We start from the raw sequence: 23065 nt of genomic DNA on the forward strand, positions 1-23065 counted from the left end.
TATTTGTTGGTAAGGATTAGTTACCTTTTGAATAAAAGACTAACGAGGATGGTAAGGAAGAAGGTGTGTAGGTTTGCGGTGACAGCAAGGCCTAATCCAACGCCAATAAGGCCCCAAAACTTTACACGATCATAAGAAGAGACACCACTAAGCATATTGTCGGAAATAACTTGATATTTAGCGACGACAAGACCGCTGAGAGTGGTAATTATGAGGCCGATGAGCATCCAACCAAAACTAAAATTCCATTGCATGGGTAAATTATAACACAATGTAAAACTAATCTAGGTTTGATATTGATTTTTCTGAATAGATAGGGTAGAATGGAGAGGTATTGGGGATATAGCTCAGCTGGTTAGAGCGCGTCACTGATAATGACGAGGTCTGTGGTTCAAGTCCACATATCCCCACCACAGCAATGGATCGCGAGAGCGATTTTTTTGTTGCTTTAATTTTTAGACGTAGAACAGATGACTGTTTTTTATACATTGAGAGAGTATATTGAAACTAATTTATAGATAGTAAAAGAGGGGAAGAAAGCATAAAAAAAGACCGAAACGGTCTAATTTTTTGGTGGAGTATTTAGCGGGGGGACGCTAAATACCCCATGGCTGATTATTAATCAGGAAATGGTGGAGTAACAGGGATTCAAACCCTGGACCTCTGCCTTGCAAAGGCAGCGCTCTAATCAGCTGAGCTATTACCCCAGTAGAAATATAGTAACAAAGAACTAGAAGGTTGTCAATAAAACTAGGAATAATATATTATACAATGTTTTTTAACTTTAGCATATTGACAAAAAGCTGTGGTTATTATATAATACAGAACATAGACCAAGGGGTGCGGATAAGTTGAGTATGACACTTCGCGGGATAGAGGGGGAGGAATAAAATTAATATTTTTCTGGTGGGCAGAAAGAAGGAATAATGGCTGGAACAAAGCAAGGTGGCCTAAAAGCTGCTGCAACAAACCGTGAGAAATACGGTAAAGATTTTTACGCAAAGATTGGACAGAAGGGTGGCCGTTTAGGCTGTACTGGTGGCTTTGCTGCAAACCCTGCACTTGCTAAGATTGCTGGTGCTAAAGGCGGTCGTATTTCACGACGTGGCCCTGCAAAAAAGACAACTGAGTAAAATATCCACCTAGAAATAACAAACCCCTCGCAAGAGGGGATTTTGTTTTTTTGAGTTGTTCGGTTTATGGAATAAAGACGAGACTAGAGTTTATTTAGGTGGTGATATTTTTAAGCGGTGATTAAAAGATATTTATGTTATGATGAATAAAAAGGAGGTGAAGATGAATTTTAATGAATATCAGGAAAAAGCAGGTAAGTTCGATACGTTTTCGTATGAGGTCTTTGTGAGAGAGGGTGCAAAAGTTAGTCATTTAGGGATGTTGGAGAAAGTATTAGGGTTGGCTGGGGAGTCTGGAGAGGCTTGTGATAAAATCAAGAAGCTTATTAGAGATAATAATGGAGAAGTTTCTGACGAAAAGAGAGTGGAGTTAGCAAAGGAACTGGGGGATGTCTTATGGTACTTAGCGATGGTTTCAAAATATCTTGGAGTAGAATTTGAGAAAGTAGCTAAAATGAATATTGAAAAATTACAAGATCGCTTCGAAAGGAATAAGATCCACGGAAGTGGTGATAACCGTTAATAGAGATCGCAATGTGGACAAATCCATTGTTGTTTTTTGTCTTGAAACATTGTTAATCCGCACTTCTTACAGGTGGCTTTTTTATGTAGCCAATGACGATAAGTGTCAAGTTGAGTTTCGGCGAAATCTTGATCAAAATCAAAATGGTATTTTTTAGGCCAATTCGAATGAGATTTAAAAATACGATGTGCGGAAACCCAAGCCTCGGTTTCGATTTTAAGGCGGTCAACAGATAGGGAGTAATTATGGTGGTGCGATACGGCATGTCCTAGTTCGTGAAGCAGTTGGAGAAAATAGGGAGAGAGATTACGTGATCTGGGAGAGGGTAGTTCATAGTAAATAGTTTTCGGGGGACGAAAGCGGAAACGATTACTGGGTTTAAAAACGAAGTTTGAGTACTCTTTTTCTACTTCTTGTATAAATTGAATATAGATCGGCAAATTTGAATGGCTGGACGTTTTTTGGGGTGAAAGATTGTCGATTTTTGGGATCATAAAATGATTATAGGAGGGTGTGGGAAAAAGAAAAAGGATAAGAGGAATGTTTAGTGGTGCTTAACTTTACAAACAGAGGTGGATTTGATATATTAAGAAGTAGATTCGGGTTCGTTCAACTGGGGAGAAAGAATAAAATAATTTTCGATTTAGTTGAACGGGCCTGAAGAAAGGAAAATATAAGTAATGGCTGATGCCAAAAAAATCACAATGGATGAATTGTTAGCTTCTGCTAGTGATTCGATCAAAAAAGTAGTTGCTGGAGATACTGTCTCTGGTGTAGTACTTTCAGTAAAGAAGCACGAGATCTTAATTGATCTTGGTGCGCAGGGTGTAGGTTTAGTACCACGCCGTGAAGCTTCATTTGCACGTAACCTTGAGGTTGGTCAGGAAGTTTCTGCTTCAGTAATCGATCCAGAAATGGAAGACGGTACTGTACTGCTTTCACTTCGTAAGGCAGTGAAGGATAAGGGCTGGGATGAGATCCAGGCTAAGATGGATGCTGCGGAAATCGTGGAGGTTACTCCATTTGATGCTAACCGTGGTGGTCTTCTGGTTGAATACGAAGGAATTCGTGGTTTCTTGCCAGTTTCACAACTTTCTGCAGAGCATTATCCACGTGTTGGTTCAGCAGACAAGGATGAAATTTTGCAACGTCTTAACTCTCTTGTTGGCAAGGGCATTAAGGTAAGAATCCTTGACGCTAACAAGAAAGACAATAAGCTTATCTTCTCTGAGAAGGAAGCTGTGAAAGATGGTCTTGCTGCTCGTTTTGCTGAACTTCACGTTGGTGATGTAATTAAGGGCGTAGTAACTGGCGTAGTTGATTTTGGTGTCTTTGTTAATGTTGAAGGCATTGAAGGTTTGATTCATATTTCTGAGATCTCTTGGGAACGTGTAAATAATCCATCAGACTATGTAAAAGTTGGCGATGAAATTGAGGCAAAAATTATTGCTATCGATAAAGAACGTCTAAGCCTTTCCATGAAGCAACTTGTTGCTGATCCATGGCTTTCAGAAGTCGAGAACTTAAAGAAGGGTTCAAAGGTTGAGGGAACTGTAACTCGCATCACACCATTCGGTGCATTTGTACAGATTTCACCAGCCGTTGAAGCTTTGGTTCATGTTTCTGAACTTGGTGAAGGTAACGATGTTGATCCTGAAAAGATCTTTACTCTTAACGAGCGTAAGAGCTTCAAGGTACTCGACATTGATCGTGAAGGTCGCAAGATTTCACTTTCAGTAGCTAAATAATTAGCGAAAGAACCTAAAAAAGAACCCCTGTTTTGGGGGTTCTTTTTGTTGTTGAATAAATTATTTATTCAATGGTTTGTGGCAGAGCCACCAGTCTTCGCAAGCGAATTCACCGGCTTTAGCAGCAGCTAGGCGTTCTTTAATAGTTGCAACATCCTTGGCTGGTGGAATGATGACGTCAGCACCAAAGAGTTCATTGTTTGGCCAGTTGGCAGGAAGAGCAACTTTGTGTTCTTCTGAAGTCTGTAAGCCTTTAACCATACGTAAGATCTCGTCCATGTTGCGACCAAGCTCTTGTGGGTAGTAAAGAATAGCGCGAACTTTGCCTTCTGGGTCAATGACGAAGACGGCACGGACAGTGTTGGTGTCATGGTTTTTACCTGGATGGATAAAACCAAGTTTGCCGGAAACTAAGCCAGTGTCGGCAATGATTGGGAACTCGATTTCAGTATCGAAGTGCTCCTTGATCCACTCAGTCCACTTAATGTGGGAGAAGACCTGGTCAACGGAAAGACCGAGAAGTTCAGTATTCATCTCGCGGAATTTATCATAATTCTTCTGGAAGGAAACGAATTCGGTAGTACAGACTGGAGTGAAGTCAGCTGGGTGGCTAAAAAGAACAAGCCATTTGCCAGCGTAGTCGCCAGGGATGGTTTTAGGACCATGAGTGGTTTGTACTTGCATAGTTGGTAGCATTTCACCAATAAGAGGGATATGCTGAATTTCATTATCGTTCATAAAAAATCTCCTTGTTAAGGTTTGTGTATTTTTGGTCGGGAAGACCCCTAATTTTTATCAAAGTTGTGTTATTAAAACACAGTTAATCAATTCCAAGGTCATATGCGACCATTTCTATTGTAACATAGAAACAAATTGTAGGAAGAGGAATGTGATAGAATGAGGCTAGAAAAGGAAAAAATGGGCAATAATAAAGAAAAAGATAAGAGTGGTAGGTGTAGTAGTTTAAGAAGATGGAGGAAAATCCTATTTTTTGGGTTTGGTTTTTTAATATTATTCGGGGTAGCATGGGTATTATATATGTTTAATGTAATACCACATCGACAATATATTAATGCGGATTTTGGGATCGAGACTTATAAAAGTCTAGTTGATAAAGATGGGGATGGTATTGATGACCAAACAGACTTCTTGCAGAGTGTGAGAAGGTATATTGCGACAAAGCCAAAATATAAAAGCAAATATTATAGGACGGGATATTCAGATGATGAGTTTGGTGTATGCACGGATGTGATTGCAGTTGGTATGAAAGGCGCGGGGTATGATTTGAGGGAATTGGTGGATGCTGACATTAAAATGAATAAAAGATTGTATCAAGTTGATATTGTAGATAAAAATATTGATTTTCGTCGAGTAAATAATTTAAGAATATTTTTTGAGCGTAATGCGAAATCTCTAACGACGGATTTAACAGATGTAAAAGAGTGGCAGGGTGGAGATATTATTGTATTTAAGACGCATATTGGAGTGGTATCAGATAAAAGAAATTTGAGGGGGATACCTTTCATTATTCATAATGGCGGGCTTTTTTATGAGGAGGATGTGCTGGAATATCGAACAGATATTGTGGGACATTTTAGGATAAGCTAAAAAGTGTGTCGTTTTTTATTATAATGAAAGTATGGCAACATATGAAATTATTTATGATGAGATACAGGATGCATATAATTGGTATAGTGCAATTAATCTTTTTCATCAGATTAATAAATTAAAAGATGAAGATGACTTGGAGATTGCTAAGAAAATTATTGGATTGAACTTTTCGCAAGCTAAGGAAATTTTAATTACATTTATTAGTAAACGTAATAAAAAAATTTCTATGCCACCAAAAAAATTCGAAAGAATCATGAGAGAGCAATTGGAGCAAAATTTTGAATTAGCAGTGAAGAAGTTAGAGAAAGTTGCTGGACATAAATTAGCTGTAAAAAAATGTGCAAAAAATCGTGCAATCGAAATTGCTAAAATTGATAAGAGTGCGACTTGCTCAAAAGCAGACTTATTATTTTTGATTACAACTTTCCCGGCAATGATCGTTTACTATGAAGAAGGGGTAATTTATACGTATGCAAAAATTGATGATGAATTATGGGGAATGCCACTTGACGGGATTTTGCATGAATTAATGCATTTTCAAACAGATTTCTATTATCGTCAGAATCCAGAATCACCAGTTGCAAAGTTATCAGAAGATGATTATTATGTACTGAAGGAATCTTTGCCGGCTCTTCTTGACGAATCTTGGAAGCCGATAATTACTTTACCTGATTGTAGTTACCCTGAGTATCAGGAATTAAGAGACAAGTTGGTTGATTTTTATAGGAGAAATGGAGATTTTGACGAACTTATGAGGTTTGGAGCAGAAGAGGTAGAAAAATTCAATCGTTAAGAACTCCGAAGAGATCTTTTTTGGTCAAAGAGTCTTCACGGTGAACCAACAAGTCTTTAAATTTCTTACTTTCTGATCTTAATGATTAATAAAAAACGGTCCTCCCATCTCTGTTAGGACCGTTTATGAGCTTGATAAATTGCTCTAAAATTCAAATTGGCTCCCCCGGTCAGGCTCGAACTGACAACCTCGAAGTTAACAGCTTCTTGCTCCACCATTGAGCTACAGGGGAATCTATGGAGGAATTATAGCGCATAAATTAGTGGAATGCAAGGGCCTGGGTTAGAAAATGTTATAATGGATAAAATGTTGAGTGTTAAGAATATTACAGTATTGGCTGGCGAGGGGGAGAAATCAAAAAAGATTATTGAAAATTTGAGCCTGGAAGTAGCACAGGGTGAGACTGTGGTGATTTTGGGGCCAAATGGGGCTGGAAAATCGACTCTTGGTGCGGCGATGATGGGTGATCCAAAATTAAAAATCCCAGAGGGGGAAATTAGGTTTTTAGGTGAAAACATCACTAATATGAAAGTAGATGAGAGGGCGAAACTAGGAATGATGATGACGATGCAGAATCCGGTGGAGGCCCCCGGGATTTCGACGACAAATGTGATTCGAGCGGCGCTTAATGCGAGGGGGGAGAATTTAAGTCTAGATAAAATACGTGAACAGATTTCAATAGTTTGTAAGAAATTAAAAACAAATATTTTCTTTGCAGAGAGAGAAATTAATTACAAGTTTTCTGGTGGCGAAAAGAAAAAGAACGAAGTTTTACAGGCTTTAGTATTGAAACCAAAATTGCTCATCTTAGATGAGATCGATTCGGGATTAGATGTTGACGCGGCAGACTTAATTTCGGAACTATTAAGTGAGTTGCAGGAGGAAAGCAAAACGACACTACTGATAGTTACGCATAATATGCGTATCTTGAGAAGTTTAAAAGTGGATAGAGTATGTATCTTAAAGTCTGGGCAGATTGTAAAAACTGGGACTACGGAATTGCTTGAATCGATTGAGAAAAATGGTTTTGAGGGGATTTTATAAAAAATGAAAAAGGAATTAAATAAAAAAGGTATAACTTCTGAATATATTTTGGCCTTGTCAAAAAAGAAACAAGAGCCAGAGTGGTTACTAGAACTAAGACTAAAAGGTCTTGAATACTGGAATAAGCTAACGATGCCAAAATGGGCGCCAGATATTTCTGAGCTGGCTCTAGATGATATTTTGATGTATGTGGAAACTGGTAATGAAATGGTTTCGAGCTGGGATGAAGTACCAAAGAAAATAAAAGAAACGTTTGATAAGTTGGGGATTCCAGAAGCGGAGCAGGAGCATTTGGCGGGTGTAGGCGCACAATATGACTCCGAGGTGATTTACCATAATCTCAAAGAGAGGATTGCTAAGAAGGGCGTGATTTACCTACCTATGGAGGAGGCAATTCAATTGACAAAGAAGAAGAAGGAAGAAGTGATTGCAAGATATGGGGTGGATGTAGGGGGAATTGTAAGAGAGCACTTCATGAAGTTGATTTCGGAAAAGGATCATAAATTTGCGGCCTTGCATGCGGCGGTGTGGAGCGGAGGTTCTTTTATTTATATTCCAAAAAGAGTAAGCGTGGAGATTCCTATCCAAAGTTATTATCGATTAAACGCGCCGGGAGCGGGGCAGTTTGAACATACTTTGATCGTGGTGGATGAAGACTCGGACCTACATTTTATTGAGGGGTGTTCGGCACCAAAATATACGGTGTCGAATTTGCATGCGGGAAGCGTGGAGCTTTATATAAAGAAAAATAGCAGGCTAAAATTTTCAACCGTGGAGAGCTGGTCAAAAAATGTGTTCAACTTGAACACTAAACGGGCGTATGTTGAAGAAGATGGGGTGATTGAGTGGGTAACTGGGTCGTTTGGGTCTAAAGTATCGATGCTCTATCCAATGGGTGTATTGGCGGGGGCGCGTTCAAGAATGGAATATACAGGGGTGTCATTTGCGGGCGAGGGGCAGGTGCTTGATACGGGTGCAAAAGTTGTTCACTTGGCGGAAGATACGTATTCGATGATAAATGCTAAGTCATTGAGTAGCGGTGGGGGCGTGTCGATGACGCGTACTTTAGCTAAAATAACAAAAAAGGCTTTGCGCGCAAGGTCATATACTGACTGTAAATCGTTGATTTTGGATAATCGATCGGTTTCTAATGCGATTCCAGAAGTAAAAGTGGAATGCAATGAAGCGGAGGTATCACATGAGGCAAGTGTTGGTAAGATCTCAGATGAGGCGGTGTATTATCTACAAACAAGGGGGATTAGTGAAGATGAAGCTAGGGCTTTAATCGTACGAGGATTTACAGGTGATGTTTCAAAAGAGTTGCCGATTGAGTATGCGATGGAAATGAATAATCTAATCAGAATGGAAATGGAAGGGACGGCCTAATTCCTTAGGGATTAAGTATTAAGGGCGAGTTAAAAGGGAGAGGAAGAGATGTTAAGAGAAGAATTTGCGATTTTTGAAGAGGCACCGGCATTAATCGATCCAGTGTTACCGTTTGTGTATTTAGATAGTGCGGCAACGATGCAGAGGCCTAATCAAGTGATAGAAAGGGAAGTGGAGTATTACAAAACTCAAAATGCAAATCCATTAAGAGGTCTGTATAAATTAAGTGAACAGTCTACAGAAGTATTAAATCAAACAAGAATAAAGGTGGCGAAGTATATTGGTGCGGATCCAGATGAGGTTGTGTTTATCAAAAATGCAACCGAGGGGATTAATTTGATTGCGAATGGAGTGCGGGAAGTTATAGGGGAAAAAGATAAGATTCTAGTTAGTTTAGACTCTCATCATAGTAATATTTTGCCTTTTACAGAACGATACGGTAAACAAGTGGTGGTGACTGAGGATATTTTGGGGGAATTTAAAAGGGGCAAAGAGGCGGTGAAAATAGTAGCATTAACCGGTCTAAGTAATGTGAGTGGAGAAGAACAAAATGAGTTGATAAGAGAGCTGCGAGAATCAGGCTATGGCGGTGCAATCCTGGTGGATGCGGCGCAGTTGGTGGCGCATAGGCGTATCGACGTAAAGAAGATGGACGTGGACTTTTTAGTGTTTTCTGGACACAAAATGGGTGCACCGATGGGGGTCGGTATTTTGTATATGAGGCGAGAATGGATGGAAAAAATAACCCCGCTTAATTATGGTGGAGAAATGGTGGAGGGGGTGGAGTGCCAGAATGGTGCAATAAAAAGTGAGTTTGCTTTTGGACCGCAGAAATTTGAGGGAGGAACGATAAATATGGGAGGGGTGGCTGGTCTTTCTGCAGCGATTGATTTTTGGCAAGAGCACAATAAAGATAATAAGCTGTTTGGTGTAGTAGAAGAGCTAACTTCGTTTTTAAAGGAACAAATAGGGGAAATAGAAGATGCGGAGATGTATTATGCTAAAAATGGTATTGTTTTATTAAATATTAAGGGGGTACATGCGCATGATACAGCGCAGATCCTAAGCAATTACGGAGTGATGGTGCGTGCAGGTTGGCACTGCGCCGAGCCGTTTTTGACGGAGAAGAAAATTGGGCCAGCAGTAAGAGTAAGCTTGATGTTTTATAATACTAAAAATGAGTTAAAATATTTAACCTCAATATTAAAAAAAGTTAGAAGTGAAATGGGTTTATAGTTTTGATGTATGATGAAATTTTATTAGAGCATAATTTATACCCAAAGAATCGAGGGAGCATTGAGGGGGCGGATATTGCTAAGGAATTAAAGAATGCTAGCTGTGGTGATAAAATAATTGTTCAGTTAAAACTCGAGGATGGAATTATTACGGAGGGGAAGTTTGAGGGGGTGGGGTGTGCGATTGCATTAGCGTCAGCGGATTTAATGATTGAATCAGTGAAGGGGAAGACGCTTGAGGAGGCAAAGAAAATGAGTCGATTATTTAGGACGATGATTTTAGATGAGGAAGAATTTGAGTCTTGTGGGGGAGAAAAACAGATGGGGGATGCGATTGCTTTAAAGATTGTTGGTCGAATGCCGGCAAGAGCAAAGTGCGCGGAGCTCGCGTGGCAGGTATTTTTAAATAAATAAATTAAACGCTTGTGTTTAAACCCATTGCGAATTATAATGGAAAATAGTTTAGGAGGAATAAATGATAAAGGTGGATGATAGGTTCCTGGCGGAAGTGGGTTTGCAGAATTTACCCGAACCACAGAGAACTGCATTTATAACTGAAATCCAGGGTGAACTTGAGAATCGAGTGGGCGAAAAGATGAGTGAGGGGATGACTCCCGAGCAGCTTGAGGAGTTTGACGGTATTATGCAGAAAGATCGCAATACGATGATTAAGTTTTTAACAAAGCTCGGCGATTATAGGCAGGATGATATATATAAAAAATTATTGCAAAAATATAACACAACTGAGGGTACGCTGGAGATTTTAGGTGAGTATTTAAGCGTAAAATGGATTCAATTGAATCGTCCAGATTATGCAAGAGTAGCACAGGATATTGAGTCTGAATTTAAACAAGAAATCATTAAGGCGCATGATGAAATAATGGAGATGGTACGACAGACGTCTGGGACAGAAGAAGAGGTCGTGGCGCGATATAATCCACAAAATTCAGCGCCAATACAGCCATCAGCACCAATGCAACCAGTCGCACAACCAACGATGCAGCAGCCAATGTCTAATATTCAGCAACCAGCGCAGAATTGGGGATAGAAGAAAAATAAAGTCTAGAAGATAGACTTTATTTTTTTAGATAGCCATTATAGAAGGATGTGGCGTCCATTGGTTTACGCCCAGCAGGCTGCAGGCGATCGATAATAAGATTTTGGTCCTTACAGGCCACTTTGATTTTAGCATGTTGGTCTTCGGGGGAATTTGTGTCGAGGTGTGCTTCGAGAATAATGCATTCTTGATTACCAAGCATTAATTTACTTTTAGGAAAACCTTGAAACGCGCGTATTTGATTAAGCAAGTTGCTGGCGGGTTTCTGAGGGTCAAGAGTAGACATAGAGGTGTCAAACTTGGTGGTATAGGTGGCACTTTGATCATCTTGTGGGACTGGAGTCGGAAGGTTATTTAGGTGACTAAGCAACCAATTTGTGGCATGAGTGGATAATTTGGTATAAATTTCGGACTTTGAAGGCTGTGGAGAGAATTGATCAGAGGTAAGAGTCTCTTGATAGTAAATTGGGCCAGCGTCCATGGCTTTGACTAATTTCATGATTGAAACTGAAAAATCCTGATCGCCATTCAAGATGGCTGACTCAATGGGGGAGGCGCCACGATAAGCTGGAAGAAGGGAAGGGTGGATATTGAGGATGCCATAAGGTTCAAAGAGATCAAGTACGTCAGCTTTAATCAAAACGCCAAAGCTAGCAAGAATGCCAAAGATGGCGGGATCAGAGGCTTTTAGGGTTTTTACTTTCTCGAGGTCCTGTTTAGTCTTGGCATGAAAAATAATTTGGAAATCGGGATGTTGCTCAATAAGTGATTTGGCGATATCGGCAAGAGGGCCGTTGCCAAAAAAGATAATTTTAGTCATCGGGGAATAACTCAGGGTTATTTTTGATACGCTTATCGTAATCAAGTGGCTTAAGGTCGCCGTCTTTGTCTAGTTCAAAGAAGGCTTTCTCTTCGTCTTTAATGTGATCGATAAAGAGAACGCCATCGAGATGGTCGATTTCGTGGGCAAGGGTGCGAGCAAGATTGTCGTCAGCTTTAATGCGTACTTCGGTACCATCAATGAGCTTAGCTTTAATACGAAGTTTTGAAGCGCGAGGGACAAGTCCATAGATAAAAGGTACAGAGAGACAGCCTTCGTAGTCGCTAGTAATTTTACCACTTGCCTTAATAACTTCAGGGTCGATAAGGGCAGTGAAGCTGGCGTTATTTTTATCATCAAGGTCGTCGCGAATAATAATGATACGTTTATTGATGCCAAGCTGAGGAGCAGCCATGGCGGCAGAAAGCTCGTGGGGATGTTGTTTTTCCCATTCAAGGCTAGCTTTAATCATTTGATCAACAATTTCTTTTGTTTCATCAGTAATGCGATTAACTTTTGTAGAGGGTTGTCTTAAGCGTGGATCAGGGACAGTAATAATTTTCATAGGGATATTATAATATTTTTTAAGGGTTTTATAAAGCATAAGAAGAGATAGAAAAGAAAATAAAGTGGCTATGGTTGTAAAAATAAAAAATAGTTTTACACTCTAGGTAGAGAGACTAGAAATTAGAGATACGAGACGAGAAGTCACTAGAATGTTTTCTAATGACTTAACCTGAGATGTGGAGGGGAGTTTTAGAAAAAGTTTTTAACTCTTTCTAAAGAAGGAAATGGAATATCTCTCAATTTAAAACTACCAAGGTAGTTTTAGCTCCTAAAAAAATAAATCATAGTTTCTGAATCGCCTCCACATCTTAGGTTTTATCTTAGTAGAAAGAAGAGTTTTTTGATGATTCTTTAGTTATTCTTAGAGGAGGGAAGGGGGATCGAGTGTGTATTTTAAATTGGGGAAGGTATGTACGGTTTTAATGGCGGAGAGGATATTTTGACGGGAAGGGGATTTTAGAATGATTTGCCAAGTATGACCACTTGGTGAGAATTCATGGAAGGCTGGAGTAGGAGCAGATAGATAAATGCCTTTCAGGGGACGAAGAAGGGAGTATAATTCACGGATTTTACGGATGGTGGTTTGCTCGGTTTTTTGTGTAATATAAAGTTTGGCAAGATAGTAATAAGGGGGGAAATGGGCTTGTTGACGTTTTTTAATTAAATATTGATAGGCCCCGATATAATCATTTTGCATGGAGAAATGAATGATAGGGTGGTCTGGCTGGAAGGTTTGGATAAAAACAGAAGCTTCACTAAGGTGTCCACGGCCGACACGTCCAATGACTTGGGTAAGTAGATGAAAACTACGCTCCTCTGAAGAGTAGTCAGGAAGACTAAGGCCGCCATCAGCTTGCACGATACCAACGGTAGCAAGTTTTGGAAGATCAAGGCCCTTAGCGAGAAGCTGAGTTCCAATTAGGATGTCGACGGCGCCGGATTTGATGTCAGTGTAGAGATGATTTAAGGAGCTACCTGTGGTATTGTCGGCGTCAAAACGAGCGATACGGGCGGTCTTAAAGAGTTTTTTAAGTTCAGACTCAAGAAGCTTGGTGCCAAATCCTTTATGAATAATTGAGGAATGTTGACAGACTGGACAAGACTTAGGTACGACTTCTTCATATCCACAAGTGTGACAGGTGAGTTTAAACTTATCGCTATGAAGAGTGAGCGGCAAAAGGCAGTTGGGACAGAGCGCCTGCCAGCCGCACTGATCACAAATTGTAAGCGGAGCGGAACCACGACGATTATGAAAAATTAAAGTTTGCTGATGTTGTTCAAGGTTCTGAGTAATATTTTTAATCAGGGGATCGGAAAAATATCGATTCTTAGAGAAGAAGGAGGAATCTCTCAGGTCGATAAGGTGTAGATCAGGAGTAATAGCGGTCTCTTTGGCTTTCTGCAAGAGTGAAACGTAGGCGTGATTTTTTTGTGCAAGATAAAAATCTTCAATAAGGGGAGTGGCGGTACCGTAGATGCAATCAATATTTTTAGTGTTCGCTATGAAGCTAGCGAGCCGTAAGGTCGAATAACGTGGGGGGTTATCTTGATAATAAGCAGGATCGTGTGCTTCATCAATAATGATAAGGCCTAGATTACTCACTGGGGAAAAAAGAGCGGAGCGGGGACCAATGATGATTAATGGATCGGTACTTTTTGCGATATATTGCCAAATTTGATGCCTAGTCGCTTCAGTTTGCTTAGAGTGGATGGTGATAACTGAGTTGGGAAAATAAAATTGAAATTGCTGAACTAACTGCGAGGTGAGAGAAATTTCTGGGACAAGAATAATACTAGATTGCTGTTTTTGAAACTGATTCATCGCAAGCGTGAGGTAGAGATTGGTTTTACCAGAGCCAGTAATGCCATGCAGGAGCTTGGTATGTGATTTTAGATTATTTAAGGCAGTGAGCGCGGTTTTTTGTGAAGAATTTAGTGGGATCGTTTTTGATATTGTTTTATTCTCTAGGGCTAGGCGAGTAGATTTTTTACGGCGGTCCTTAGTGATACCTTTTGGAATAAGTAGATTAGCAATGATAGGTAGAGGAGTGAGATAGTATTGACTGAGCCAAGTTGCTGCTTGAAGGAGGTGGTTTGGGAGAGGGGGGAGGGGTAGAACTGAGCTAATTGGTTTGATTTGGAAGGACGGATCCTTAGGAGGATTGGTAGAATGATGAATAATGCCGGGAATAATTGACTTTCCTAAGGGGATAAGAACGATTTGACCAGGTTTGAGCTCTTCGGGAAAAGAATATGTCAATAAACTCTCAAGAGCATGAAGATCCTGACGAAAGATTTTGGTAGGAATAACCTGGTAATACATTGATGTTATTTTAGCATAGTGGAGTGTATGCGGGACGGGGAGATAGGGGAGAATATTTCAGCTGTTGTGAGAAATACTGTTGTTTGGTATACTAAGGAGAAGAAGCAAAAGTGAGGTAAATATGTTGGATATATTCATTACATCTCGGGTCCGACGAAAGATATTGGTGGTTTTTGCGAAGTATCCAGACTTTAAGACGCATGTGCGCGCGTTGTCGAAGTTAATACATGAAGATCCGGGAAATATTCAGAGAGAGTTGAAAAGACTTGAAAAAGGGAATTTCTTGATTGTGACAAAAAAGGGGAATACAACAATTTACCAAACAAATAAGCAATTTCCAATTTTAAAAGAATTGCAAGGAATCGTGATAAAAAGTAAACAAATGGCTCCTAGCTCAAAGCAGAGTAAAACTATTCAGTAGAATAATTTTAATAAAGATTCAATTTTGGGTGAAAAAAGAATAGGTAAGATATATCATGGATGATATTTTTGATCAGCTAATAAAAAAGCGGGGTATTACAGAAGACTTTTTGTATCCAAAATATTTGCTGGGACTTGCGGATGAGTTGCCAGATATTAAAAAGACAAGTGAGCGAATTATTCAAGCAGTGAATAATAAAGAGACAGTATTAATCTACGGTGACTACGATGTGGATGGAGTAACGGCAAGTGCTTTAATGTTTGACTGTCTTAAAATGAGTGGTGTCGAAAGGGTGGAGGTGATGTTGCCAGATCGTTTTATTGATGGTTACGGTATGGGTGGAAGAGTGAAGGAAAAGGCTAAAGAACTGGGGGCGAGTCTTATCGTGACGGTGGATTGTGGAAGTAATAATTCGGAGGTAATAGAAGAACTGTCTGCAATGGGGGTGGACGTGATTGTGACGGACCATCATGAAATTATGAAAGAGGTACCTAAGTCGGCAGTGGCGGTGGTTAATCCTAAGAGGAATGAGAAATCGGAATTAAGAGAGCTCTGTGGTTGCGGGGTGGCTTTTTTAGTGATGCAGAAAATGGTTTCTCTTGGATATATTGAGGCAGGAAGAGAGAAATGGTTTTTGGATCTAGTGTTAGTGGGAACACTTTGTGATTCAATGACACTTAACCCGATAAATCGGATGTTAAGTTATTTTGGTATGAAAGTGCTGAAAAAGACGAAACGACCAGGATTGATCGAGCTTTTAAAGGTGGCGAGAGCGGAGAGAATTAGTTCTGAAACGATAGGATTTCAAATTGGCCCAAGGTTAAATGCGGGAGGTCGAATGGAATCGGCAGAGATTTCGTTGAGACTTTTAATGTCTAAAAACCACCGAGAGGCCTTTGAGTTAGCCATGAAGCTAAATCAACTAAATCAGGATCGTAGGAATAGTCAAAGGCAGGCAATGGAGGAGATTCCAGAGGTGAAGGATCCGGTGATTGTAGTAACTGGCAAATGGCATGAGGGAGTGCTAGGGATTATTGCAGGTAGATTGGTGGAAAAATATCACAAACCGGCGTTCGTATTGGCGGAAACGGAAGAAGGAGTGTTGAAGGGCTCAGGCCGTTCGTTTGGTGATTTTAATCTGGCAGAGGCACTAAAAGCCTGCAAGGAACAGATTATCAGTGGTGGTGGTCATGCGGCGGCGTGTGGATTAAAAGTTTCGAAAGATGGTTTGGATAAGTTTATCGAGTTGGTAAATAATTACTACCTAGGATTAAAGTTGCAGGATCAAGAGAAATATTTAGAGGCGAAAGAAGATTTGGAAATTGAGGAATTGGGGGGATTAAATTTGTCGTTAATGGAAAAGCTTAGAGCCTTAGAGCCATTTGGGATGGGAAATCCGGAGCCGATATTTTTGTTAAAAAATATGAAGGTAGAGAGGATCAATAAAATGGGAGCTGAAGGGCAGCATATGAGAATGACCTTGAAAGATGGCTTAGGGAAAGAGATAAAACTAGTGGCTTTTAACGCTCCGGAGGAGTGGATGGAAATTATGGAAGGGGAGAATCGAAATGTGTGGGTTAATCTGGTGGAGAATGAATGGCAGAATTACAGAAGCGTCGAAGGAAGAATTTTGCAGATTAAAGAAAGCTCTGTTGAAAAAATGTAGCGTATCTGATATAATGCCGATATATGGCAATCAAAGTAACTAGAAAAGACCAGGGAGAGGCAAACGAAAACATCATTCGTCGCTTTAATCGTAAGGTGTTACAGAGTGGAATTATGCCACTTGCGAAATCACAGCTTCGTTTTTCAAAGCCAATTTCTAAACGCGAACGTCGCCGTAAAGCAATTCTACGCGAGATTCGTAAGGCTGAAAAAACAGAACGAATTAAACTTGGTTTAAAGTAATGAGAAGGCCCCTTTAATGGGGTCTTTTTTGTGCTATACTATTTTTGTATGAAACTATTATTTTTAGGGGGTCCTGGAACTGGCAAAAGTACAGTTGGGAATAGATTAGCAAATGATTTAAATTGGCCTTGGATTTCGTCCGGGGCAATTCTTCGAGAGAGCAAGGAACAGTGGGTGATTGACCGGCTAAAAACTGCGCAATTATTTGATGATGAGATGGTGTCGGAATTAGTATTCTCTAGGTTAACTGAGACGGAAAATGCGATTATTGATGGGTATCCAAGGACATTACGTCAGGCAGAAATTATAATTGAACGAGGCCTAAAGATTGACTATATAGTAGAGTTGACGGTGCCGTTTGAAGAGGTGATGCGTAGACTATCGATGCGAGGACGCAGTCAGGATGTACCAGAAATTATTGAGGAAAGACAAGCTGATTACGAACGTAGCCGTAATGAAATCGTAGCGTATTTGTTAGGCAATGGAGTAAAGTTGTTAACTGTTGATGGGCTAGGTGAAGTTGATGAAGTTTATAAGCGTACCGTTACTTTGATACGAAATGAAATTAGTGAATTAAATAATAAGGGAAACGCCTAAGGGGGCGTTTTTTCAGAAAGGAGAACTATGATTTTAATTTATGGACCAGCCGGATCGGGGAAATCGACACAGGGGAGGATGTTGGCGGAAAAGATGGGTCGCACCTGGCTTTCAGCGGGACAGTTAATTCGTGATTCGCATCGATTCGATGAATACACGAGTAAGGGTACGATGATTCCAGAAAATATCTTAGTGGATCTTCTGTGGGAGAACATGAATGCTGTATTCAAAGATGGGGGTGAGGTAATTTTTGATGGTCAGCCAGGTTCAGTTGAACAAGTGGGTATGTTGGAGGAAAAAGGAGTTTTTACGCATACAGAATTTGCGGTGCTACTAAAGGTACCAGAAGAAGAACTCTTAATAAGGTTGGCTGAGCGAGGAAGAGAGGATGATAATGTCGAAGTCTGGAAGCAGAAAATATCCTACTTTGAACAAAAAAGTTATTCATTTTTAACAGAGATGAAGTCGCGGGGGGTGCAGATTTATGAAGTAGATGGCGTGGGGTCAATTAAAGAAGTAAATCAGCGTATTATGGAATTAGTTCAGAAAAATTAATTTAATTAAAAAAATCGGAAAAATGTTTCCGATTTTTTGTTGGTAGAGAAAATATTTATTCCTCAGGGCAGTTTGGTAAAGTCAGTACCTCGAAGCCAGTCTCGGTAACAAGAATAGTATGTTCACAGTGACAGCCAATAGAGCCATCAGAAAGAACGACATCCCAGCCGTTTTCTGGGCTAACGTGATTGTATGGTTTACCAAGAGACGACATTGGTTCGATACATAGAGTATCTCCCGGCTGGAGTATGTAACCGCGACCACGTTTACCAAAGTTTGGAACTTCTGGTTCCATATGCATGGATTTACCAATAAAGTGGCCAACATAGTTTTCGATAACGCCTAGATGTCCGCGACGTAAAACGGTTTCTACGGCATAGCCAATATCGCCAAGATGTGTACCTGGAGCAACCGTAGCAATGCCAGCCCAGAGGCTTTTTTCGGTAGTTTTAATCATTTGCTTGACGGCAGGACTGGCTTTGCCAACTGTGGTAGTAAAAGCTGCATCTGTATGATAGCCTTTATAACCAATTACGAGGTCAAAAGAAACTTTGTCGCCGTCTTGGAGGGCGTAATCGCTGTTGGGGGCGCCATGAACTAGTTCATCGTTAACAGAGATACAGATGGCGCCTGGGAATTTTTGGGGAAGTTGATCATAGGAAACTATGGCTCCGGCTTCTGTGATTTTTTTACGAACCCAAGTATCAAGTTGACGTTTAGTCATACCAACGTCAACATAATCTCGGAGCTCGGCGAGAATTGTACCTAAAATTTTGCCACCCTCGCGCATGGCGGTAATTTTTTGAATATCCATGGATAAATTATAACACCGATATATTTTTTAAAATGTTTATGGTATAATACCAAGGATATGAATGACCAGTTACCTCGTTTTATGTTAGGAATCGATGTTGGAACACAGTACATTCGTGCGGTGGCGCTTTCTGAGTACCAAGGTGAAATATCCGTGATAGCTAACTCTGAGGTAAAAAATAATGGTGGAATGAGTAAGGGGGTGATTACAAATTTGGCTGGCCCGGTTGAGTCATTAAATAGAGCAATTGTAATGATTGATCAGACGAGCGGAAAATCTTTAAAGTCTGCCTATACCTCAATTAATGGTTCACAGGTTGGCGCGGTGCAAACTCAAGGCATGATTTCAATTATGGGTGGGGAGGCTATTTCGCCGAATGATTTGAAGCGAATTCAAGAGATGTCACTTGCGGGAGTGATTCCAAATAATCGAGAAGTCTTAAAAGTGATTCCTACGAATTATATTGTGGATGGTCAGTCTGGCATTCGGGATCCTTTGGGAATGAATGCAATGAAGTTAGAAATGCAAGCGAGTGTTGTTTCAGCACTAGTGCCGTCTTGTTTAAATCTACGAAAATTGACTGAGAATGTTTCGATTGAGTCGCTAGAACTTGTGCCAACAGCCGTTGCTTCGGCAAGAGTTGTTCTAACTGAACAGCAAAAGGATAATGGTGTTGCGGTAGTGGATCTTGGGGCTTCTACGACAAGTGTAGCAGTTTTTATGGATGGTTTTTTGCAGCATTATGCGGTTCTGAATGCAGGTGCAAATAATATTACGAATGATCTTGCTATTGGGCTTGCAATTAATCCAGGCGTGGCAGAGGAAATTAAATTGCGCTATGTTTCAGCTGATTTTCCAGAGAGTGATAAAACAATCGTAACAAAGGTGGGCGACGAAACAGTAAGCTTCACAAAAGATGAGGTGAACCAGATTGTAAGAGAACGTTTGATTGATATTTTTGAGCATGTAGAAAAGATTTTGAAACAGGCAGGTTATGCGCAGAAATTACCAGAGGGGTTGGTGATTGTTGGCGGTGGTGCAATGATGCGAAACTTAGATAAGTTTGTAAAAGATTTACTTGGTATGGCTGTGAGGATAGGAAGACCAACGGAAAAACTTGGTGGGGTATTTGATCTTGTTGAGAATCCAAAATATACGACGGCTTTAGGACTAGCTCTGATGATGTATGATGATGAATTGACGGTTGGTGAAGTGAGCAATGAAACTCAAGAAGGTGGTTTGTTCTCGTTTTTGAATATTTTCAAGAAAAAATAAATTATTTAAGAAATTACTACTTAACTAGGGAGAAAAATGTGATAAACTAGAAGTAGTTATTTGTTAGATAGTGAGGAAAAAAGATGCCTGAAATTAAACCAACAGAGGTGGAAACAAAAGCAAGCATTAAAGTCGTGGGGGTTGGTGGTGCCGGTGGTTCTGCAGTTAATCGAATGAAAGAAGTTGGACTTTCTGGTGTAGAATTTATCGCAATCAATACTGATGCTCAGGCACTACATTATTCAAATGCCGATACGAAGGTACATATTGGTAAAGGCTTGGGTGCTGGTGGTGATCCTGAAAAAGGCCAAACCGCTGCAGAGGAGAGCCGTGAAAATATCAAAGAGTCTTTGAAGGGCGCCGATATGGTATTTATTACCCTTGGTGCTGGTGGTGGTACTGGCTCTGGTGCTGGTCCAATTGTAGCTAAAGAAGCAAAAGACCAGGGTATTTTAACCGTTGGTGTGGTGACTCGTCCATTTACTTTCGAGGGCGCCCAGAGAAAGCGTAATGCTGATAAGGCAATTAATGAGATGACTGATGCGGTAGATGCACTGATTACAATTCCAAATGATCGCTTATTGCAAACAATTGATCCGAGAACACCACTACTCGAGACTTTTAAGATTGCCGATGATGTATTACGTCAAGGTGTTCAGGGGATTTCAGAATTAATTACAGAACATGCATTAATTAACTTAGACTTTGCTGACGTAAAGGCAATTATGAAAGACGCTGGTTCTGCATTAATGGGTATCGGTCGGGCTTCAGGTGAGAACAGGGCAAAGTTAGCTGCTCAACAGGCAATTGAATCACCACTAATTGAGGTAAAAATCGATGGTGCTCGTGGCGTACTATTTTCAGTAGCTGGTGGATATGATATGTCGATGTCAGAAATCCAGGAAGCAGCAGAGGAAATTACCGGTGCTGTTTCACCAGATGCTAATATCATCTTCGGTGCATCTATTCGTCCAGAATTACAGGATGAGATCGTAATTACAGTAGTAGCAACTGGATTTGATTCAGATGTTTATCGTCGTAAGCGCGCAGAAGAAGAAGAAAAGAAGCGTACGGATGAGGCTTTAAATAGAGTAGAGAGTCTAAGAAACCAACAGCAAATTATTGAGTCTACTCCAAGTTTTGCACCAGAAGCTAATGAGCAGAGTAGTGCAGAGGAATTTACGGCAACACCAAAAGAAAATATTTGGGATAAAATTGGCCGTCAGGATGAAGAAGAGGATTTAGAAGTCCCGCCTTCTCTAAGAGCAAAACTACGCGGTAAGAAATAGTGAAATATGGTCGGAGAAATCTGACCATATATAATCTTGAGGACCAGAGCTCCTTAAGGGGTAATTGAAAGAATTATCTAGATAAAAGGTGGAGGTAAAAATGCAAATGATAGGTGTGAAGATTGGTGATAGTAAGGTGCTTGAAAGTCGTGAGACTCCTGACGGTTCAATGATTCGTCGTCGCCGTGTGACGGCAGATGGCTACCGCTTTACAACTTATGAGCGCATAGAAATGCCACCACTTGCGGTGATGAAACGTAGTGGGAATAGGGAGCCTTTTGATCGTGATAAACTGCATAAGGCAGTAAATCGCAGTGTGGGTAAATTTTTTAACTCAGAACTTGAAATTGAAGATGTGGTGAATAAGGTGGTGGAGAGGGTGTATTCTCTTGGGCGTGATGTGGTCTATTCGAAAGAGATAGGACAGGCGATCTTGGATGTGTTGGCTAAAATTAATGAAGTAGCTTACGTTCGATTTGCTAGTGTATTTTTACAATTTAAATCATTAGATGAATTTGAAAGAATTATTAGAGAACAAAGAGAGAAACGTGAGGATTAAATGCGAATTGTAATTGTAGTAAAAACACATTCAGAATATTTCAGAGAGGCTGAAGAGTGGGGCGTGGAATATCAGCGTGAGACTGGACGGGAAGTTGAACTGATTGATCCGGAGACAATTGAGGGGGAGATTTTTGCATCAACTCGAGATATTATGCAATATCCGAGTTTATTGATTCTGGGCGGGAGTGGCGAAATCGTAAAAAAATGGAGTGGCTCACCACTACCGCAGTTTGACCAAGTGTCTTATATGCTACGCAGCGTGTAAAATATATTGTATAATAAGGGGGATGAGTGAAATCAGGGAGAAAGCCTTAAGAATTTTTGCGCAAGCAAAAGAGATGCCTGGGTATTCTTTGTCATGGGAAAAACATTCTTTAAACGTAGCTAAAGTAGCGGAATCAATTACGAGAGTAGTGATGGAGAATGGAGCAAAATTGAGGTTCACGAAAGTCACAGGAGAAGGGCCGGAAACAGGCAGGGAACTGAGTGGTGAAGAAATGACGGATATGGCTTTTTCCGCAGGACTACTGCATGATATTGGCCGATGTGTGGAAGTAAAGGTTGGCTTACGTCATCCAATTTTGGGATATAACCTATTGACGAACGAGGGGCTGGTGGAGCTAGCACAGGTCTCGATGACTCATACGTATTACGGATACAAACAGATAGAACGGGCTGAGTTTTGGGAAGAACTGGACTCAAAAAGTTTAGAATTTACGCAGGACTATATGAAGGGGGCTGAGATTTCTGATTTAGATCTTTTGGTTCAACTAGCTGATAATATGGGACATCCAATGGGGGTGATGACGATATCGGATCGTTTTTCTGACGTATTAATTCGACATGGAATTCGGTCTGCAGGTGATCATCTCAGAGAATTGTTTAGAATAAAACAGTATTTTGACAAAAAGGCTGGAATAAATATATATGAGCTGTTCAGGGATGAAATTATTAGAACGACAATGATGGAACCGAACGGGATGATGAGAGAAAAACAAAATGTAACAGATGAAACGGAGGAGAGTTTATGAAATACCAAGCAAACACAAGAAGAAGAGCGATTGAATACGAGAAGGCAATTGTCGACTTTTGGAAAAAGAACCGAGTTTTTGAAAAGTCAATCGAGCAACGAGATATTAATAATGGATATGTGTTTTATGACGGGCCTCCATTCATCACCGGTTTGCCACATCATGGCACCTTACTATCTTCAATCGTAAAAGATGCTGTGCCTCGTTTTTGGACAATGCGTGGTAAGAGGATTGAGCGAAGATGGGGATGGGATTGTCATGGCTTACCGGCAGAGAACTTCGTGGAGAAACAACTAGGTATTACTGATAGGCGTGAGATTGGTACTAAGTGGCCACTTTCAACCTATATTACGAAGGCACGTGAGTCGATGGTT

The 23065-nt window shown here is 40.4% G+C and carries 28 protein-coding genes and 3 tRNA genes; 22 read left to right on the forward strand and 9 right to left on the reverse strand.

Annotation, left to right across the window (positions count from 1 at the left end; all coding sequences use genetic code 11):
* Window positions 1-20: 20 nt before the first annotated feature.
* The gene (locus G3KMM_RS00605; RefSeq protein WP_129604053.1) at window positions 21-254 is read right to left on the reverse strand and encodes a hypothetical protein; all 234 of its coding nucleotides are present in this window, start codon (window positions 252-254) and stop codon (window positions 21-23) included.
* Window positions 255-336: 82 nt separating this feature from the next.
* Between G3KMM_RS00605 and G3KMM_RS00610 the strand changes: the two genes are divergently transcribed.
* Window positions 337-413, forward strand: a tRNA-Ile gene (locus tag G3KMM_RS00610).
* Between the two features lie 217 nt (window positions 414-630).
* On the opposite strand, the gene G3KMM_RS00615 is transcribed toward G3KMM_RS00610, so the two are convergent.
* Window positions 631-707, reverse strand: a tRNA-Ala gene (locus G3KMM_RS00615).
* Window positions 708-926: 219 nt separating this feature from the next.
* On the opposite strand from G3KMM_RS00615, the gene G3KMM_RS00620 reads away from it, so the two are divergent.
* Both G3KMM_RS00620 and G3KMM_RS00625 read left to right on the forward strand, forming a co-directional pair.
* A complete protein-coding gene (locus tag G3KMM_RS00620) occupies window positions 927-1133 on the forward strand; it encodes a con-10 family general stress protein (protein ID WP_129604055.1) in 207 nt (68 codons plus the stop codon).
* A 139-nt stretch (window positions 1134-1272) separates the two neighbouring features.
* The gene (locus tag G3KMM_RS00625) at window positions 1273-1656 is read left to right on the forward strand and encodes a nucleoside triphosphate pyrophosphohydrolase family protein (protein WP_206660622.1); all 384 of its coding nucleotides are present in this window, start codon (window positions 1273-1275) and stop codon (window positions 1654-1656) included.
* Here G3KMM_RS00625 and G3KMM_RS00630 read toward each other — a convergent pair.
* Window positions 1653-2150 (reverse strand): autoantigen p27 domain-containing protein, encoded by a 498-nt coding sequence (locus G3KMM_RS00630; RefSeq protein ID WP_129604059.1) that lies wholly within the window; start codon window positions 2148-2150, stop codon window positions 1653-1655. The two genes, G3KMM_RS00625 and G3KMM_RS00630, sit on opposite strands and share 4 nt — an antisense overlap.
* 186 nt (window positions 2151-2336) lie before the next feature.
* Between G3KMM_RS00630 and G3KMM_RS00635 the strand changes: the two genes are divergently transcribed.
* The gene (locus tag G3KMM_RS00635) at window positions 2337-3404 is read left to right on the forward strand and encodes a 30S ribosomal protein S1 (protein WP_129604062.1); all 1068 of its coding nucleotides are present in this window, start codon (window positions 2337-2339) and stop codon (window positions 3402-3404) included.
* Window positions 3405-3464: 60 nt separating this feature from the next.
* On the opposite strand, the gene G3KMM_RS00640 is transcribed toward G3KMM_RS00635, so the two are convergent.
* Window positions 3465-4142 (reverse strand): peroxiredoxin, encoded by a 678-nt coding sequence (locus G3KMM_RS00640; RefSeq protein ID WP_129604065.1) that lies wholly within the window; start codon window positions 4140-4142, stop codon window positions 3465-3467.
* Between the two features lie 159 nt (window positions 4143-4301).
* Here G3KMM_RS00640 and G3KMM_RS00645 point away from each other — a divergent pair, with 159 nt between their 5' ends.
* Together G3KMM_RS00645 and G3KMM_RS00650 are read left to right on the forward strand one after the other, a co-directional pair.
* A complete protein-coding gene (locus G3KMM_RS00645; protein WP_206660623.1) occupies window positions 4302-5012 on the forward strand; it encodes a DUF1287 domain-containing protein in 711 nt (236 codons plus the stop codon).
* A gap of 31 nt (window positions 5013-5043) precedes the next feature.
* Window positions 5044-5808 (forward strand): hypothetical protein, encoded by a 765-nt coding sequence (locus tag G3KMM_RS00650; RefSeq protein ID WP_129604070.1) that lies wholly within the window; start codon window positions 5044-5046, stop codon window positions 5806-5808.
* Between the two features lie 157 nt (window positions 5809-5965).
* Here the strand turns inward: G3KMM_RS00650 and G3KMM_RS00655 are convergent.
* A tRNA-Asn gene (locus tag G3KMM_RS00655) sits at window positions 5966-6040 on the reverse strand.
* Window positions 6041-6105: 65 nt separating this feature from the next.
* Between G3KMM_RS00655 and sufC the strand changes: the two genes are divergently transcribed.
* The 5 genes from sufC (at window position 6106) to G3KMM_RS00680 (ending at window position 10521) form a co-directional block, all read left to right on the forward strand.
* The gene (gene sufC, locus G3KMM_RS00660; RefSeq protein WP_206660624.1) at window positions 6106-6852 is read left to right on the forward strand and encodes a Fe-S cluster assembly ATPase SufC; all 747 of its coding nucleotides are present in this window, start codon (window positions 6106-6108) and stop codon (window positions 6850-6852) included.
* A gap of 3 nt (window positions 6853-6855) precedes the next feature.
* Window positions 6856-8238, forward strand: a complete 1383-nt coding sequence (gene sufB, locus G3KMM_RS00665) for a Fe-S cluster assembly protein SufB (RefSeq protein WP_129604076.1) — start codon at window positions 6856-6858, stop codon at window positions 8236-8238.
* A 48-nt stretch (window positions 8239-8286) separates the two neighbouring features.
* A complete protein-coding gene (locus G3KMM_RS00670) occupies window positions 8287-9474 on the forward strand; it encodes an aminotransferase class V-fold PLP-dependent enzyme (RefSeq protein WP_129604079.1) in 1188 nt (395 codons plus the stop codon).
* A 5-nt stretch (window positions 9475-9479) separates the two neighbouring features.
* Complete coding sequence (gene sufU, locus G3KMM_RS00675; protein ID WP_129604082.1) at window positions 9480-9887, forward strand: Fe-S cluster assembly sulfur transfer protein SufU; 408 nt, start codon at window positions 9480-9482, stop codon at window positions 9885-9887.
* 61 nt (window positions 9888-9948) lie between these two features.
* Complete coding sequence (locus G3KMM_RS00680) at window positions 9949-10521, forward strand: DUF5663 domain-containing protein (RefSeq protein WP_129604085.1); 573 nt, start codon at window positions 9949-9951, stop codon at window positions 10519-10521.
* Window positions 10522-10549: 28 nt separating this feature from the next.
* On the opposite strand, the gene G3KMM_RS00685 is transcribed toward G3KMM_RS00680, so the two are convergent.
* The 3 genes from G3KMM_RS00685 to priA form a co-directional block, all read right to left on the reverse strand.
* Entirely contained in the window at window positions 10550-11350 is an 801-nt protein-coding gene (locus G3KMM_RS00685) for a methionyl-tRNA formyltransferase (protein WP_129604088.1), read from the reverse strand.
* Window positions 11343-11915, reverse strand: a complete 573-nt coding sequence (gene def / locus G3KMM_RS00690) for a peptide deformylase (RefSeq protein WP_129604091.1) — start codon at window positions 11913-11915, stop codon at window positions 11343-11345. The genes G3KMM_RS00685 and def overlap by 8 nt, the downstream gene beginning before the upstream one ends.
* 363 nt (window positions 11916-12278) lie before the next feature.
* Window positions 12279-14240, reverse strand: a complete 1962-nt coding sequence (gene priA / locus G3KMM_RS00695) for a replication restart helicase PriA (RefSeq protein ID WP_129604094.1) — start codon at window positions 14238-14240, stop codon at window positions 12279-12281.
* Window positions 14241-14406: 166 nt separating this feature from the next.
* Here priA and G3KMM_RS02895 point away from each other — a divergent pair, with 166 nt between their 5' ends.
* Genes G3KMM_RS02895 through G3KMM_RS00720 form a run of 5 tightly spaced genes read left to right on the forward strand, consistent with a single transcriptional unit; the run spans window position 14407 to window position 17721 of the window.
* Window positions 14407-14661: a helix-turn-helix domain-containing protein gene (locus tag G3KMM_RS02895; RefSeq protein ID WP_206660625.1), complete on the forward strand. Its 255-nt coding sequence runs from the start codon at window positions 14407-14409 to the stop codon at window positions 14659-14661.
* A gap of 55 nt (window positions 14662-14716) precedes the next feature.
* Window positions 14717-16327, forward strand: coding sequence for a single-stranded-DNA-specific exonuclease RecJ (gene recJ, locus G3KMM_RS00705; RefSeq protein WP_129604100.1), 1611 nt, complete (start codon window positions 14717-14719; stop codon window positions 16325-16327).
* Between the two features lie 23 nt (window positions 16328-16350).
* Complete coding sequence (locus G3KMM_RS00710; protein WP_129604103.1) at window positions 16351-16569, forward strand: 30S ribosomal protein S21; 219 nt, start codon at window positions 16351-16353, stop codon at window positions 16567-16569.
* A 48-nt stretch (window positions 16570-16617) separates the two neighbouring features.
* Window positions 16618-17166, forward strand: coding sequence for an adenylate kinase family protein (locus G3KMM_RS00715; RefSeq protein ID WP_129604105.1), 549 nt, complete (start codon window positions 16618-16620; stop codon window positions 17164-17166).
* Window positions 17167-17193: 27 nt separating this feature from the next.
* On the forward strand, window positions 17194-17721 hold the full coding sequence (locus tag G3KMM_RS00720; RefSeq protein WP_129604107.1) for a nucleoside monophosphate kinase: 528 nt from the start codon (window positions 17194-17196) through the stop codon (window positions 17719-17721).
* Window positions 17722-17776: 55 nt separating this feature from the next.
* Here G3KMM_RS00720 and map read toward each other — a convergent pair whose 3' ends face one another.
* Entirely contained in the window at window positions 17777-18535 is a 759-nt protein-coding gene (gene map / locus G3KMM_RS00725; RefSeq protein ID WP_129604117.1) for a type I methionyl aminopeptidase, read from the reverse strand.
* A gap of 57 nt (window positions 18536-18592) precedes the next feature.
* Here map and ftsA point away from each other — a divergent pair, with 57 nt between their 5' ends.
* From ftsA to G3KMM_RS00755, 6 genes are all read left to right on the forward strand, one after another.
* Window positions 18593-19810, forward strand: coding sequence for a cell division protein FtsA (gene ftsA / locus G3KMM_RS00730; protein ID WP_129604119.1), 1218 nt, complete (start codon window positions 18593-18595; stop codon window positions 19808-19810).
* Between the two features lie 83 nt (window positions 19811-19893).
* The gene (gene ftsZ, locus G3KMM_RS00735; RefSeq protein WP_129604122.1) at window positions 19894-21099 is read left to right on the forward strand and encodes a cell division protein FtsZ; all 1206 of its coding nucleotides are present in this window, start codon (window positions 19894-19896) and stop codon (window positions 21097-21099) included.
* 106 nt (window positions 21100-21205) lie between these two features.
* A complete protein-coding gene (locus G3KMM_RS00740; protein ID WP_129604124.1) occupies window positions 21206-21658 on the forward strand; it encodes an ATP cone domain-containing protein in 453 nt (150 codons plus the stop codon).
* Window positions 21659-21925 carry a hypothetical protein gene (locus G3KMM_RS00745; RefSeq protein WP_129604127.1) on the forward strand — a complete coding sequence of 89 codons (267 nt, stop codon included), beginning with the start codon at window positions 21659-21661 and terminating at the stop codon, window positions 21923-21925. It begins immediately after the preceding gene.
* 22 nt (window positions 21926-21947) lie between these two features.
* On the forward strand, window positions 21948-22691 hold the full coding sequence (locus G3KMM_RS00750; protein ID WP_129604129.1) for an HD domain-containing protein: 744 nt from the start codon (window positions 21948-21950) through the stop codon (window positions 22689-22691).
* Window positions 22688-23065 (forward strand): class I tRNA ligase family protein (locus G3KMM_RS00755; protein WP_164998457.1); only part of this gene is annotated, 378 nt, incomplete at its 3' end. The genes G3KMM_RS00750 and G3KMM_RS00755, both read left to right, overlap by 4 nt.

It is taken from the genome of Candidatus Nanosyncoccus nanoralicus (assembly GCF_004138405.1).
Lineage (GTDB): Bacteria > Patescibacteriota > Saccharimonadia > Saccharimonadales > Saccharimonadaceae > Nanosyncoccus > Nanosyncoccus nanoralicus.